The following is a 14662-nucleotide window of genomic DNA, read 5'->3' on the forward strand; positions in this document are numbered from 1 at the left end:
GTACGGGAAGTGTCCAATGAGAAAGACGCCGAGCGAGCGGAACGTGGACGAGAGACCCTGGTGTGTGGACCACAAACTTCATCGTCTTTCCCGACGCCCAGTGGGGCACCTCGCCGTGTCGACCCCCCGCCCCCATATGCCCGATATGAGGGCGGGGGGTCGACACGGCGATGCACCCGCCTGACCGCCGGGAAAGGCGACGAAGGTTAGTGGTCCACACACTGGACACGATCAGCCCTTGAGGTGTGCGATCGACAGTGGCGGGGTACGGATCCAGATGGGGTAACCCGCTGTCAGATGACTGGATCGAGCAAGGCAGGATTTACGCATCAACGCGAAGCGATACAGCGGAAGGGCGCTGCCGATGAGCGGACGGCTCGGTATCGACGAGGTTTCCCCGGTGGTGTCGGCTGGTAGGTATCCAGCCAAAGCCGTTGTGGGAGAACACATTCCGGTTGCGGCCACGGTGTGGCGCGAGGGACACGACAAACTCGCGGCCACAGTCAGTTGGCGTGGACCGAACGACCGAGTCGCTCGTCAGACCCGCATGCACGAGGTCGGAATCGGCCTCGACCGGTGGGGCGCGACAGTGGTTCCGGACGCCGAGGGCGCCTGGACGTTCCGGATCGATGCGTGGAGTGACCCCTGGGGTACCTGGAACCACGCCGTTGAGGTGAAGATCGCGGCGGGACAGGGTCCCGGTGATCTCGCAAACGATCTTGAGATCGGGGCGGGACTACTCGATCGGGTGGCAAGGCGACCCGATAGGCGTCAAGAGCGAGCACTTCTCACGTCTGCGGCGGCAGCGTTGCGGGACGAGGACCGGCCGCTCGCCGAACGCGTCGCACCGGCCTTCGCGGCCGACGTGCAGAAGGTGATGTTCGAGCACCCCGTGCGCGAGCTGATCACCAAGGGCAAGACGCACAAGATCTGGTGCGACCGCAAGAAGGCCGCCTACGGCTCCTGGTACGAGTTCTTCCCGCGCAGCACCGGCGGGATCGACGAGACCGGCCAGGCGGTGCACGGCACCTTCTCCACGGCGACCAAGGAGCTCGACCGGGTCGCGGCGATGGGCTTCGACGTCGTCTACTTCCCGCCGATCCATCCGATCGGCCGGGTCAACCGCAAGGGCCCCAACAACACGCTCGTCGCGACGCCCGAGGACACGGGATCACCGTGGGCCATCGGCGCGGACGAGGGCGGGCACGATGCGATCCACCCGCAGCTCGGCACGATCGAGGACTTCGACGCGCTCGTCGAACGTGCGAAGGAACTCGGGCTTGAAGTGGCGCTCGACTTCGCGCTGCAGTGCGCGCCCGACCACCCGTGGGTGCTCAAGCACCCGGAGTGGTTCACGACGCAGCCCGACGGCACGATCGCGTACGCCGAGAACCCGCCCAAGAAGTACCAGGACATCTACCCGGTCAACTTCGACCTCGACCCGCAGGGCCTCTACCACGAGGTGCTGCGCGTGGTCCTCTTCTGGGCCGAGCACGGGGTGCGGATCTTCCGGGTCGACAACCCGCACACCAAGCCGCCGGACTTCTGGCAGTGGCTGATCTGGAAGGTGAAGGAGGTCTACCCGGACACGCTGTTCCTGGCGGAGGCCTTCACCCGGCCGGCCCGCCTCTACGGCCTGGCCAAGCTCGGCTTCACCCAGTCCTACACGTACTTCACGTGGCGGACGGGCAAGCAGGAGCTGATCGAGTTCGGTGAGGACGTCCGCGACCACTGGGACGAGGCACGGCCGAACCTCTTCGTGAACACGCCGGACATCCTGCACGAGTCGCTGCAGCACGGCGGCCCGGGAATGTTCGGGCTCCGCGCGGCGCTCGCGGCCACGCTCTCCCCCACCTGGGGCGTGTACAGCGGCTACGAGCTGTTCGAGCACGAGGCCGTGAAGCCCGGCAGCGAGGAGTACCTCAACTCCGAGAAGTACCAGTTGCGGCCCCGCGACTACGCCCGTGCAATGGCGGACGGTCGCAGTCTCGAACCGTGGCTGCGCAAGCTCAACCACATCCGCAAGGCGCATCCCGCGCTCCAGCAGATGCGCACGCTGAAGTTCCAGAGCATCGAGAACGACGCGTTGGTCGCCTACTCCAAGCGTGACCCGGAAACGGGCGACACGGTCGTCGTCGTCGTCAGCCTCGACCCGCACAACACGCAGGAGGGGACGTTGTACCTCGACCTGCCCGAGCTCGGGTTCGACTGGCACGAGCGGGTGATCGCGCACGACGAGGTCACCGGCGAGACGTGGGACTGGGGACAGGCCAACTACGTCCGCCTCGAGCCGTGGCGTGCCACCGCGCACGTCGTGAGCTTGCAGCGCCGTTTCAGCTGATCACCCGCACAACCCCCGACGAGGTGGGAACCATGGCCGACGACTCCCGTCCCGACGCTGCGCTCGGGCTGGAAGGAACACCGCACACCGGAGAGGCCATCGACGACGCCGGTTTCCTGGTCGAACCTCAGGCTGAGGACTTCAGGTCGGCCAGGCCGGCATCGGCCAACCCGAGCTGGTTCAAGGGCGCTGTCTTCTACGAGGTGCTGGTCCGCGCCTTCAGCGACTCCAACGGCGACGGCACGGGCGACCTCCGCGGCCTCGCCTCGCGCCTCGACTACCTGGAGTGGCTGGGCATCGACTGCCTCTGGCTGCCGCCGTTCTACGCCTCGCCGCTGCGCGACGGCGGGTACGACATCAGCGACTTCCGGTCGGTGCTGCCCGAGTTCGGCACCGTCGAGGACTTCGTGTACCTGCTGGAGGAGGCGCACCGGCGCGGGATCCGAGTGATCACCGACCTGGTGCTCAACCACACCTCCGACGCGCACCCGTGGTTCCAGCAGTCGCGCCAGGACCCGACCGGCCCGTACGGCGACTACTACGTGTGGAGCGACGACGACTCGCGCTACAGCGACGCACGGATCATCTTCGTCGACACGGAGTCGTCGAACTGGACGTACGACCCGGTGCGCGGGCAGTTCTTCTGGCACCGCTTCTTCAGCCACCAGCCGGACCTCAACTACGAGAACCCGGAAGTGCAGGAGGCGATGCTCGACATCCTGCGGTTCTGGCTCGACCTGGGCATCGACGGGTTCCGCCTCGACGCCGTGCCGTACCTCTTCGAAGAGGAGGGCACGATCTGCGAGAACCTGCCACGCACGCACGAGTTCCTGAAGAAGTGCCGCAAGGTCGTCGACGACGAGTTCCCCGGCCGGGTGCTGCTCGCCGAGGCGAACCAGTGGCCGTCGGACGTGGTCGAGTACTTCGGTGACCCGGAGATCGGCGGCGACGAGTGCCACATGGCGTTCCACTTCCCGCTGATGCCGCGGATCTTCATGGCGGTGCGGCGCGAGTCGCGGTTCCCGATCTCGGAGATCCTGGCGCAGACGCCGGCGATCCCCGAGAACGCCCAGTGGGGCATCTTCCTGCGCAACCACGACGAGCTCACGCTCGAGATGGTCAGCGACGAAGAGCGCGACTACATGTACTCGGAGTACGCCAAGGACCCGCGGATGAAGGCGAACATCGGCATCCGCCGACGGCTCGCCCCGCTGCTCGAGAACGACCGCAACCAGCACGAGCTGTTCACCGCGCTGCTGCTGTCGCTGCCCGGCTCGCCCGTCCTGTACTACGGCGACGAGATCGGCATGGGCGACAACATCTGGCTGCAGGACCGCGACGCCGTGCGCACACCGATGCAGTGGACCCCGGACCGCAACGCGGGCTTCTCGTCGTGCGACCCCGGCCGGATCTACCTGCCGGTGATCATGGACCCGGTCTACGGCTACCAGGGCCTGAACGTCGAGGCGCAGCTCAACAGCTCGACGTCGCTGCTCAACTGGACGCGGCACATGATCGAGGTGCGCAAGCAGCACCACGCGTTCGCCGAGGGCGACTTCAGCGAGCTCGGCGGCTCGAACCCGAGCGTGCTCGCCTACAAGCGGCAGTGGAAGCGCCCGGACGGCCGCGAGGACATCGTGCTGTGCGTGAACAACCTGTCGCGCTTCCCGCAACCCGTCGAGCTGGACCTCTCCGAGCACCGCGACTACGCGCCGATGGAGCTCACCGGAGGTGTCAAATTCCCCGCGATCGGGGAACTCCCTTACCTGTTGACCCTCCCAGGTCACGGTTTCTACTGGTTCCAGCTGGTAGAGGCGGGCGACGACAGCGAGATGAGGTGAATCACGCGTGACCGATCCCCACGAACTGGTCGAGAAGCTGACCGCCTCGCTACCCGATCTGCTCCCGGCCGCCAGGTGGTTCGGCGGCAAGGACAGGCCGATCACGGCCGTCCGTCCACTGAGGACGACGGTCGTGGACGGCGACCTCGTGCACGTGGTCTTCGAGGTCGAACAACCAGGACGGACCGAGAACTACCAGGGCGCGCTGAGCCTGAGCACCGGCGCCTGGGACGTGCTGCTCGACCCCGAGCACAACGGTGTGCTGCTCGACCGGATCGTTTCCGGGTACACCGTCGACGGCATCACGTTCGCGCACGAGCCCGGCACCGAACTGCGGCCGGGCCTGCGCGGCCGGCCGATCGGCGTCGAGCAGTCCAACACGTCGCTGATCTACGGCCAGCAGTACATCCTGAAGATCTTCCGCAAGCTCGCGAGCGGCGAGAACCGCGACCTGACGATGCACCGAGCGTTGCGGTCTGTCGGCTGCGAGCACATCGCGCAGCCCCTGGGCTCGATCTCGACCACGCTGAACGACCAGCAGATCACGCTCGCGATGCTGCAGGAGTTCCTGCCGGACGCGGTCGAGGGCTGGGACATGGCCAAGACCTCGGTGCGCGACCTGATGGCCGAGGCCGACCTGCACGCGTTCGAGGTCGGCGGCGACTTCGCGGGCGAGGCGCAACGCCTCGGCCACGCCGTCGCGAAGGTGCACGCCGATCTCGCCGAGGCCCTGGGCACCCGGATCGCGGACGAGGACGCGATCGACCGCGCCATCAAGGGCATGCAACGGCGCCTGGGCGTCGTGCTGGAAGCGGTGCCGGAGCTGGGCCGGCACGAGGAGCCGTTGCGCGCCGCGTTCGCGGAGGCGCGCCACCACATCGGCGCGATCCCGATCCAGCACATCCACGGTGACCTGCACCTCGGCCAGGTGCTGCGGACCGTGCACGGCTGGCTGCTGATCGACTTCGAGGGCGAGCCCGCGGCCGAGGTCGAGGACCGCCTCGCGCTGCGGTCGCCGTTGCGCGACGTGGCGGGGATGCTGAGGTCGTTCGACTACGCGGCCAGGCAGCTGCTCATCGGCCAGCCCGACGACGACCAGCTCGCCTACCGTGCGATGGAGTGGACGAAGCGCAACCGGGCGGCGTTCTGCGCCGGCTACGCCGAGGTGGCGGACGACCCGCGGGACCACGCGCACCTGCTGCGCGCTTTCGAGCTGGACAAGGCGGTCTACGAGGTCGCTTACGAGCACGCCAACAGGCCGGAGTGGTTGACGGTTCCGCTGTCGTCGATCGCCCGGATGACTTCTGGAGGGAACTGAGCCGTGAAGGCCGACCTGGACCGACTCCTGTCAGGTGCGCACCACGACCCGCACTCGGTGCTGGGTGTGCACTCCGTCGGCGACCAGGTGATCGCGCGGGCTCTTCGCCCAGGCGCGACGTCGGTCGCGGTGGCCTGGGGCGACAAGCAGGTCGAGCTGCCACGCATCGCCGACGCGCTGTTCGAGGGCGAACTGCCGGAGCTGCCCGGCGACTACCGGTTGCTGGTCAAGTACAACGGCGGACCTGCGATCGAGGTCGACGACCCCTACCGCTGGCTGCCGACCGTGGGCGAGCTGGACCTGCACCTCATCGGCGAGGGCCGGCACGAACGGCTGTGGGACGTGCTCGGCGCTCATGTCCGTTGCTACGAAACGGCTTCCGGTGACGTCACCGGCATCTCGTTCGCGGTGTGGGCGCCGAACGCGCGCGGCGTGCGCGTGACCGGTGACTTCGACGGCTGGGACGGGCGCGCCAACCCGTTGCGTTCCATGGGGTCCAGCGGTGTGTGGGAAGTGTTCCTGCCGAACGTCGTGGTGGGCTCGCGGTACAAGTTCCGCATCCTCGGCCAGGACGGCATCTGGCACGAGAAGGCCGACCCGATGGCGTTCGCGACGGAGGTCCCGCCGCAGACGGCCTCGGTCGTCACGCGGTCCGAGTACCAGTGGCAGGACGCGGAGTGGGAGGCCCGGCGCGAGGCCACGCAGTGGGCGAACGCGCCGATGTCGACCTACGAGGTGCATCTCGGCTCGTGGAAGCCGGGGCTCAGCTACCGGGAACTGGCCGTCGAGCTCGCGGACTACTGCGAGGACATGGGCTTCACGCACATCGAGATGCTGCCCGTGGCCGAGCACCCGTTCGGTGGGTCGTGGGGCTACCAGGTCACCTCGTACTACGCGCCGACCTCGCGCTTCGGGTCGCCGGACGACTTCCGGTACTTCGTCGACACGCTGCACCAGCGCGGCATCGGCGTGCTGGTCGACTGGGTGCCCGCGCACTTCCCGAAGGACGCCTGGGCGCTCGCGAAGTTCGACGGCACGGCGCTGTACGAGCACGCCGACCCGCGTCGTGGCGAGCAGCTCGACTGGGGCACGTACGTCTTCGACTTCGGGCGCAACGAGGTCCGCAACTTCCTCGTGGCGAACGCGCTGTACTGGATCGAGGAGTTCCACCTCGACGGTCTGCGCGTGGACGCCGTCGCGTCGATGCTCTACCTCGACTACTCACGGCCCGAGGGCCAGTGGCTGCCCAACGAGTTCGGTGGCCGGGAGAACCTCGACGCGGTGCGGTTCCTGCAGGAGCTGAACGCGACCGTGTACCGGCGGCACCCCGGCGTGGTCATGATCGCCGAGGAGTCGACGGCGTGGCCGGGCGTCACGCGGCCGACGCACCTGGGCGGGCTCGGGTTCGGCTTCAAATGGAACATGGGCTGGATGCACGACACGCTGCACTACCTGTCGCGTGAACCGGTGCACCGCTCGTTCCACCACAACGAGATGACGTTCTCGCTGGTGTACGCGTGGAGCGAGAACTTCGTGCTGCCGCTCTCGCACGACGAGGTGGTGCACGGCAAGGGTTCGCTGTGGCAGCGGATGCCGGGTGACGACTGGAACAAGGCCGCCGGTGTGCGGTCGCTGCTGGCGTTCATGTGGGCGCATCCGGGCAAGCAGCTGCTGTTCATGGGCGGTGAGTTCGGGCAGCGGGAGGAGTGGTCGGAGTCGCGGTCGCTCGACTGGCACCTCGTCGAGCAGGAGCCGTTGCACCAGGGCATCCAGTCCCTCACGCGCGACCTGAACTCGGTGTACAAGACCGCCGCGGCGTTGTTCTCGCACGACGTCACGCCGGAGGGGTTCCAGTGGATCGACGCGAACGACTCGGGTGGCAACGTCCTGTCGTTCCTGCGGATCGGTGAGGACGGCTCGACGCTCGCCTGCGTGGCGAACTTCTCCGGGTCGCCGCACCACGACTACCGCGTCGGCCTGCCGTCCTCCGGACTCTGGAAGGAGCTCGTGAACACCGACGCCGCGCACTACGGCGGTTCGGGCGTGGGCAACCTCGGTGGCGTCGAGGCCGAGGCCAGGCCGTGGCACGGGCGGCCGTACTCAGCGATCCTGCAGCTGCCGCCCTCCGGGGTGCTGTGGCTGGTACCGGAGGACGTCGACTGACCTGTCCGGCAGCGCTCCGTTCCAGTAGAGCGCTCCGGACACCGTGACGGGACCGGTGCCCGCACAGGTGCGGACGACCTGGTCTTTCACGTTCAGGTCGAACGGCGGCGAGTCCGCGCATCCGGTGAGCTTCAGGCCGGTCAGCGGCTCGCTGCCGGTGTTGGTGATCTTCAGGGTGTCCTGCCCGGCGTCGAGCGCGACGTCGTAGGCGGACACCCTGAGGAACACGCAGTCCCAGTGGATCTCCGTGGTCGTGGTGGCGAAGAACTGGACGGTGGCGGCGTCACGCGGCGCGACCATGCCGTAGCTGTTCTGGCGCTTCGTCTCGCGGACCGGCCGGAGCGCGTAGGTCCGTCCGGTCTGGACGCCGGCGCGGTCGTGGAACCGCAGTCCGGTCGCCGTCGCGGGTCCGGGCGCCCGGCTGCCTGCCCAGACCGACAGGTCGTAGACGCCTCCCGGGACCACGTCCAGCGCCGAGTGGGCGCTGCCGGGCCCGATGATCATGCCTGCCCTCGGGTCCGGCGCGATTCCTCCGACGCAACCGGGCATGGTCGGATCGGCCCCCGTCGGAGGGCCCAGAAGCAGCAACGCGGCGCACAACACTTCGCGCACGAATGGAAATGTAGGTCGATCGGGTGACTTCAGCCCGGTGAACCTGATCAGTCCGCCGCACGTTGCCCCTTGTATGCGCCTGACTTGGACGACTAGGACGCCCCGGGAGCCGGCCGGCAGGCACAATGGTTCCATGCGGCACCGGAGCATCGCGCTGATCGTCGTCACCGCCCTGCTTGCCGCAGGGTGCACAGCCCAGATCCCGGGGCGCCCCCGTGCCGCCAAGGTGGTGAAGAAGGAAGCGTCCACCGCCACCGTCCAGGTGCGCGGCTCGGACAACGGCCCGATCGACAAGCTGGCCGCCACCGCGCTCACGGACATCGAGGAGTTCTGGACCGAGTCGTTCCAGACGACCTTCAACAAGCCGTGGAAGCCGCTGGGTGGCGGTTACTTCTCGGTCGACACGGCCGACGCCACCGCCAAGCCGCCACCGTGCACGCAGAAGGCCGCGGACGTGGAGGGCAACGCGTTCTACTGCCCGGCCGCCGACGCGATCGCCTGGGACCGCGCGTCCCTGCTGCCGGTGCTGCAGGACCGCTTCGGCGAGGCGGCCGTGGTCGTCGTCCTCGCGCACGAGATCGGCCACGCCGTGCAGAACCGCATGGGCATCACGCCCGAGGCCGAGCGCCGCGAGCCGGAGAAGTACCCGACGATCCTCACCGAGGCCCAGGCCGACTGCTTCGCGGGCGCGTTCGTGCGCAACGTGGCGGACGGCAAGTCACAGCGCCTGGACATCAACGCGGACGCCCTGGACAAGGCGCTGGGCGCGCTGATCACGTTCCGCGACCCGGTCGGCACCTCCCCGGAGGACGAGCAGGCGCACGGCAGCGCGTTCGACCGCGTGGCGGCCTTCCAGGACGGCTACGAGCAGGGCACGAAGTTCTGCAGCGCGATGACGGTCCAGAACCGCCAGTTCACGCAGCGCGCGTTCACCAGCGTCAAGGACCGCGCGAACGGCGGCAACCTGCCGTTCGACGACATGCTCGAAGCCGTCACGCCCGACCTCGACGGCTTCTTCAAGAACCTCGCCACGACCGCGGGCAAGACCTGGCCGTCGCCGCGCGCGGAGGCCTCCCAGACCGAACCGGACTGCTCCGGCGACCAGGGCCCCGTCGCGTACTGCCCGGCGGACAAGACCATCAAGATCGACACCAAGGACGAGCTACCGCTGCTGCACAAGGAACTCGGCGACTACGCGACGGGCACGCTGATCGCGACCAGGTACGCGATGGCCGAACTGGCCGTGCTGGGCAAGCCGACCGAGGGCGAGGACGCCTCTGCGGCGGCGTTGTGCCTGGCCGGCGCGTACACGGGCGCGGTGTTCCAGCGGCAGGACGGGTTCGGGCTCTCGCCGGGTGACTTCGACGAGGCCGTGACGGTGCTGCTGCAGTTCGACTACGCCGCCCGTGACACCAAGGGCTCGAACGCCGTGGATCCCGGGTTCAAGCGGGTGGCCAAGTTCCGTGAGGGCGTGTTCGAGGGCGCGAAGAAGTGCGGCGTCTGAGGTTCTGAGACAAGCGGAAGCCCGCACCGGCTCGCGGCCTGGTGCGGGCTTCAGCGTCTGGCGGCCGGAGCCTGGTCGGACACCACGGAGATCCGCGCGCCCGGGATCGTCAGCGTTCCGCCGATCAGGTCCGTGTTGCGCACCGTGACCTCGGTGAAGGTCACGAACGGCACGTTCAGCGGCGGTGGGTGTGCCGCCGTGTAGTCCACCGGGATCTTGATCCCGAGGATGTCCAGGTTGCCCTTGAGCTGCACCGTGTACAACTCGATGCGGCCCGGCGACACCGTGGACGTGCTGCCTGGCCGTGCGGCGGTGACCAGCTTGACGCCCGGCGAGATCTCGGCGGTCTGCACCAGGTCCTTGATCTTCATGTCCGCAGCGGTGAACTTCAGGACCTTGATGACCTGCCCGTTCAGCAACGCGTCGACGACCCCGGCGAAGTCGAGACCGCCCAGGTCGAGCCTGGACGCCGTCAGGGTCCATTCCCGCCCTCCCGCCGCCACCGGGGCAGGGGCCGGTGGCGGGGGTGGCGGCGTCGAGGGCCCCGTGCTGGGCGGCGGGGCCGGCACGGAGGACGACGCCGGCGGTGGGGTGGCACTGGTGCTCGACGCGGGTGGTGGCTCCGACGTGGTGCTGGTCGGGGCCGGTGAGCTGCTGCCGGGACTGGACGACGGTGGCGGCTCGGTGCTCGACGGCGGTTGCAGCGCCAGCACCGCGACCATCGCGACGGCGGCCAGCGGCTGAGTTCGCGTCATGTGGGCTGAACCCTCTGGGTCGTCTCCGGCTCCGGCTCTGGTTCCGCGTCCTCACGCCGCGCCTTCTTCGACCCCTTCGCCTCCTTCGGCTTCTTGGGTTCGTCCGTCCACGCGACGGCGAGCGCGCCGCCGAGCAGACTCAGGATGGTGCCGGCCAGGAAGCCGCCGAGGTTGGTCACGACGAGCGCGACCAGTGACAGCAGCACCGCGACGAGGCCGGACGCCAGCCGGAACTTGGGCTGCAGCCACAACGCGGCCGCACAGATCGCCAGCAACGCGCCGATCAGCAACGCGGAGACGCCGCCGATCGTCCTGATCGAGATGACCATGTCGCCGAGCTTCACGCCGACGAACGGCGGGAACAGGATGATGAGTGCGCCTCCGGCCACGAACAGGCCGGCCCAGAAGGGCCGGCCACGTCGCCACGCGGTGAAGCCGCGCCAGATTCTCAGAAGCACTCTTGCTTCCCCTGGCGAATGGTCAGGTTCATGCCCTTGAACCTGATGGTCTGGGCCGTGGTGGCCCAGGCGGTCTGCTTCAGCGAGGTGATGTTCGCCGTGTCGGCCTGCAGACCGAACGAGCCCGGCAGACCCCTGAGGTTGTCCGGTCCCTTGGTCACCTTGTTGGCGTCGATGCCGATCTCGGGGTTGCCGAGGACCAGGTCGCCGTTGAGGTCCGTGAGGTTGACGACCAGGTTGTCGGCGGACATGCCGCCCACGCTGTCCGCGGTGATGCGCATCGTCACGTCACCGACGATCGGCATGCCGGGCACGAACACCGACTGGCAGAACTTGTCGAGCCTCGCCGTCTTGAACCCGCTGACCGCGACGACGTGCACCTTGCCCGCACCCGCGTCCACACCGCCGAACTGGACGAATCCCTGGCCCGTCAAGTTGTCGGCGGACACCTTGAAGTTGGTGCCGGACACCGCGAACGAGGCGGCCAGCGCTCCCTGGGACATGCCGAACAGGAGGGCACCGGCACCAACGGCACCGATACCGAGCACCCCGGCGAACCGTGCCCAGCGCGTTCTACCCATACCGCCAAACTCCTTCCACGCCGAAGGCTTGCGGATGGGACTGTGCGCTCCCAAACATTGGCGGTACAACGGAAACGAGTCCGCGCAGTCTTGAAATCACCCCAGAGGGTGAGGAATCTTCACGTTTGGCCGCAGGTACTGGCCGAATGGCCCTCCGGACCCGCTTAGTAGGGTCTGACCTCATGGGATTCGGACGAATCGCCGTCGCGCTGGCCGTGACCGCAACCTTGACCGCGTGCGCTTCCGTGGTCGACGGCGAACCGAAGGGCGAGCGCCCCGACCCCACCAAGGTCGCGGGCCTGGAGATCTCCAACGGCCCGTCCGGCCCGAGGAAGGGCGTGCCGGACGCGGACCTGAGCGTGGAGAACGGCGACGGCGGCGACATGGACCGCCTGGCCATCAACACCCTCGCCGACGTGCAGGAGTTCTGGAAGGCCGAGTTCCCCGCCTCGTTCGCGGGCAAGACCTTCCAACCGGTGAAGCGCTTCATCTCCTACGACTCCAACGGCAAGGGCGTCGAGGTCTGCAAGCTCGACACCACCGGCATCGCGAACGCGTTCTACTGCGCCCTCGACGACAGCATCACCTGGGACCGCGGCGAACTCCTGCCGATGCTCAAGGACTCCTTCGGCCCGATGGCCGTCGTCACCGTCCTGGCCCACGAGATGGGCCACGCCGTCCAGTACAAGCTCGGCCCTGCCTCCGGCATCGGCGCCAACACGCCGTCGATCGTCAAAGAGCAGCAGGCCGACTGCTACACCGGCGTCTTCATGCGCTGGATCGCCGAGAACAAGTCGAAGCACTTCGAACTCTCCACCGGCGAGGGCCTCAACCAGGTCCTGCAGACGATGTTCTTCATCCGCGACAGCGCCGGCACGTCCTTCGAGAAGCAGGGCGCCCACGGCAGCGCGTTCGACCGCGTCTCCGCCTTCCAGTTCGGCTTCACCCGAGGCGCCGCCCGCTGCGCCGAGATCAACGAGGCCGAGATCTCCCAGCGCATCACCGAGCGCCCGTTCGACCTCTCCGACACCGACCAGGGCCAGGGCCGCGGCAACGCCCAGGTGAACGAGGACAAGTACCTCAAGGCACTGGAGGAGTCACTCCGCGACGCCTACAAGTCGAGCGGCGCGTCCTTCCCCGCCTTCGACAAGGCAGGCATCAAACCCTGCGCCGACGCCCAGACCACGTCCCCCGTCTCCTACTGCCCGGCGGTCAACCAACTCCAGTTGGACCTCCCGCAGTTGCTCAAGATCGGCACACCCCCGAAGAAGGGCTCAAAGGGCGGCATCGGCGACTTCGCCGCGTTCGCCGTAATCGCCTCCCGCTTCTCCCTCTCCATCCAGCACGCGACAGGCTTCAAGCTGGACGACGACGCCGCAGGCCAGCGCACCGCCTGCCTGACAGGAGCGTGGGCAGGCCTCACCAACCGCCCCAACGCGGCAGCAGGCCTGCGCCTCTCCCCAGGCGACCTGGACGAGGCAGTGGCAGAACTCCTGGCAGACGACAGCCTCATCGCCGCAGACGTCAACGGCAAAGCGGTCCCCTCGGGCTTCGCCCGCGTAGAAGCGTTCGGCGACGGCTTCTTCCGAGGCCTCTCGTTCTGCGTGAAGAAGTATTCGGTTTGACCCTTTAATCGACCAACGTCGATACTTAGCAGGTGCTGACCGACGAAGCCACGACCTACGCCTCATGGTTCTCGTCGCTGTCCGACCCGACCCGCGTCCGCCTGCTGCACCACGTGGCATCGGCACCAGGCCCGGTAACCGTCGGAGAGCTGACGACCCTCCTTGGCGTGAGCCAGTCCACCTGCTCGCACCACGTCCGCAAACTGGCAGAGGTCGGCTTCCTCCACATCCAGCGCGAAGGCACAACCACCCTCGTCACGGTCAACCCGGCCTGCTGCACGGGCCTCCCCCACGCGGCAGACGCGGTGATGGGCGCCCTGTCCTCCGGCACAGTCCGCCCAATGCCAGGCGTGACCATGCGCGCCATGACGGTCGCGGACTGGCCGGACGTCCGCCGCATCTACGGCGAAGGCATAGCCTCAGGCAACGCCACGTTCGAAACGGAAGTCCCGTCCCGCAGAACCCTGGAATCCAAGTGGCTACCGGACCACCGCTGGATAGCCGTGGTGGACGGCAAGACCGCAGGCTGGGCAGCAGCCACCCCGATCTCAGCCCGCGAGTGCTACGCAGGCGTGATCGAGACCTCGATCTACGTGGCCGACGCCTCCCAGGGCAAGGGCGTGGGCAAAACCCTGCTGCACCACCAGGTCTCAGCCGCAGACGCCGACGACATGTGGACCCTGCAGGCAGTCATCTTCCCGGAGAACCGAGCCAGCATCGCCCTGCACCACAAGGCGGGTTTCCGCACAGTCGGCCTACGCGAACGAATCGCAAAGCACCACGGCGAATGGCGAGACACAGTCCTTTTGGAACGCAGACGCCCTTGACACCTATGCGGCGCGCGCGTAAATGAGCACGGTGCCGGTCTTGCCGGGCTCAGGAGCGTCGACGGTCTCCGCCTTGATCTCACTGAAAGATGCTGCGGCAAGTTGCTCGGTCCACTGGCGAACGGGTAGGTGCCGTTGCTGGACGACCTGGTCGGCCTTGTTCTCCTGTGGCGCCGCCGGCGGCTGCGAGAAAGCAAAGACGCCGCCGTCGCTCATCCTCCTGCGCACCAAAGGAAACAGAACTTCCGGGTCGATGAACCAAACCGCGCCGAAGATCGAGTAGACGATGTCGAAACTGGTGTTCGTGCCGGCGAGGTAGTCGACCGCGTCGGCCGTGGCGAACTCCAGACCGCCGAGGTGCCCCCAGGTCTGGCGAGCAAGCTCGGCGCGACTGGGGGCGATGTCGATGCCCGTGCAGACCGCGCCCAGGGCTGCGAGGTGGGCCAGGTTGGCCCCTGCGCCAGAACCGAGCTCCAGCACCCGCCTGCCGCGAAGGTCGCCGAGCACGGTCTCATCGGGCCCGTGATCGGGGTACTGGGTCCAGTTGAGCCATGTCGTCGCGCCGGCTGCGTTGACGGCGCGACGCGGCGCGTACTTCGCGGCGTACCGTTCCCAGATCGCTTGGGGACTGCTCACC

13 protein-coding genes are annotated in these 14662 nt (G+C 67.9%); 8 read left to right on the forward strand and 5 right to left on the reverse strand.

Translation table 11 applies throughout. From position 1 onward, the window contains the following. The first annotated feature begins 364 nt into the window (after positions 1-364). Genes IG04_RS0136350 through glgB form a run of 4 tightly spaced genes read left to right on the forward strand, consistent with a single transcriptional unit; the run spans position 365 to position 7663 of the window. Complete coding sequence (locus IG04_RS0136350) at positions 365-2341, forward strand: alpha-1,4-glucan--maltose-1-phosphate maltosyltransferase (protein ID WP_030481279.1); 1977 nt, start codon at positions 365-367, stop codon at positions 2339-2341. 32 nt (positions 2342-2373) lie between these two features. Then, complete coding sequence (treS, locus tag IG04_RS0136355; RefSeq protein ID WP_030481280.1) at positions 2374-4182, forward strand: maltose alpha-D-glucosyltransferase; 1809 nt, start codon at positions 2374-2376, stop codon at positions 4180-4182. 7 nt (positions 4183-4189) lie between these two features. After that, complete coding sequence (locus tag IG04_RS0136360; RefSeq protein WP_030481281.1) at positions 4190-5500, forward strand: maltokinase N-terminal cap-like domain-containing protein; 1311 nt, start codon at positions 4190-4192, stop codon at positions 5498-5500. A gap of 3 nt (positions 5501-5503) precedes the next feature. Further along, positions 5504-7663 carry a 1,4-alpha-glucan branching protein GlgB gene (gene glgB, locus IG04_RS0136365; RefSeq protein ID WP_030481282.1) on the forward strand — a complete coding sequence of 720 codons (2160 nt, stop codon included), beginning with the start codon at positions 5504-5506 and terminating at the stop codon, positions 7661-7663. Here the strand turns inward: glgB and IG04_RS0136370 are convergent. Then, positions 7601-8275: a DUF7850 domain-containing protein gene (locus IG04_RS0136370; protein WP_144065379.1), complete on the reverse strand. Its 675-nt coding sequence runs from the start codon at positions 8273-8275 to the stop codon at positions 7601-7603. The two genes, glgB and IG04_RS0136370, sit on opposite strands and share 63 nt — an antisense overlap. 133 nt (positions 8276-8408) lie before the next feature. Between IG04_RS0136370 and IG04_RS0136375 the strand changes: the two genes are divergently transcribed. Beyond that, positions 8409-9779, forward strand: a complete 1371-nt coding sequence (locus IG04_RS0136375) for a neutral zinc metallopeptidase (protein ID WP_030481284.1) — start codon at positions 8409-8411, stop codon at positions 9777-9779. Between the two features lie 50 nt (positions 9780-9829). Here the strand turns inward: IG04_RS0136375 and IG04_RS0136380 are convergent, their stop codons facing one another. Beyond that, positions 9830-10282, reverse strand: coding sequence for a hypothetical protein (locus tag IG04_RS0136380; protein ID WP_030481285.1), 453 nt, complete (start codon positions 10280-10282; stop codon positions 9830-9832). 43 nt (positions 10283-10325) lie between these two features. Here IG04_RS0136380 and IG04_RS0136385 point away from each other — a divergent pair, with 43 nt between their 5' ends. Further along, entirely contained in the window at positions 10326-10523 is a 198-nt protein-coding gene (locus IG04_RS0136385) for a hypothetical protein (RefSeq protein WP_030481286.1), read from the forward strand. A gap of 7 nt (positions 10524-10530) precedes the next feature. On the opposite strand, the gene IG04_RS43310 is transcribed toward IG04_RS0136385, so the two are convergent. Both IG04_RS43310 and IG04_RS0136395 read right to left on the reverse strand, forming a co-directional pair. Beyond that, a complete protein-coding gene (locus IG04_RS43310) occupies positions 10531-10992 on the reverse strand; it encodes a DUF6114 domain-containing protein (RefSeq protein WP_051771407.1) in 462 nt (153 codons plus the stop codon). Then, entirely contained in the window at positions 10983-11573 is a 591-nt protein-coding gene (locus tag IG04_RS0136395; protein ID WP_030481288.1) for a DUF6230 family protein, read from the reverse strand. Before IG04_RS0136395 ends, IG04_RS43310 begins: the two co-directional genes overlap by 10 nt. A 182-nt stretch (positions 11574-11755) precedes the next feature. Here IG04_RS0136395 and IG04_RS0136400 point away from each other — a divergent pair, with 182 nt between their 5' ends. Together IG04_RS0136400 and IG04_RS0136405 are read left to right on the forward strand one after the other, a co-directional pair. Next, positions 11756-13198, forward strand: a complete 1443-nt coding sequence (locus IG04_RS0136400) for a neutral zinc metallopeptidase (protein ID WP_245816226.1) — start codon at positions 11756-11758, stop codon at positions 13196-13198. 32 nt (positions 13199-13230) lie between these two features. Further along, positions 13231-14025 carry a helix-turn-helix domain-containing GNAT family N-acetyltransferase gene (locus IG04_RS0136405; RefSeq protein ID WP_030481290.1) on the forward strand — a complete coding sequence of 265 codons (795 nt, stop codon included), beginning with the start codon at positions 13231-13233 and terminating at the stop codon, positions 14023-14025. A gap of 3 nt (positions 14026-14028) precedes the next feature. On the opposite strand, the gene IG04_RS0136410 is transcribed toward IG04_RS0136405, so the two are convergent. Beyond that, positions 14029-14661, reverse strand: coding sequence for a class I SAM-dependent methyltransferase (locus IG04_RS0136410; protein ID WP_030481291.1), 633 nt, complete (start codon positions 14659-14661; stop codon positions 14029-14031). Position 14662 lies beyond the last annotated feature (1 nt).

The sequence above is a fragment of the Lentzea albidocapillata genome (genome assembly GCF_000719115.1).
Classification (GTDB): Bacteria; Actinomycetota; Actinomycetes; order Mycobacteriales; family Pseudonocardiaceae; genus Lentzea; species Lentzea albidocapillata.

Coding starts and splice junctions, on each gene's coding strand:
- IG04_RS0136350 (WP_030481279.1), top strand. CDS start 365: ATGAGCGGACGGCTCGGTATCGACGAGGTTTCCCCGGTGGTGTCGGCT.
- treS (WP_030481280.1), top strand. CDS start 2,374: ATGGCCGACGACTCCCGTCCCGACGCTGCGCTCGGGCTGGAAGGAACA.
- IG04_RS0136375 (WP_030481284.1), top strand. CDS start 8,409: ATGCGGCACCGGAGCATCGCGCTGATCGTCGTCACCGCCCTGCTTGCC.
- IG04_RS0136395 (WP_030481288.1), bottom strand. CDS start 11,573: ATGGGTAGAACGCGCTGGGCACGGTTCGCCGGGGTGCTCGGTATCGGT.
- IG04_RS0136400 (WP_245816226.1), top strand. CDS start 11,756: ATGGGATTCGGACGAATCGCCGTCGCGCTGGCCGTGACCGCAACCTTG.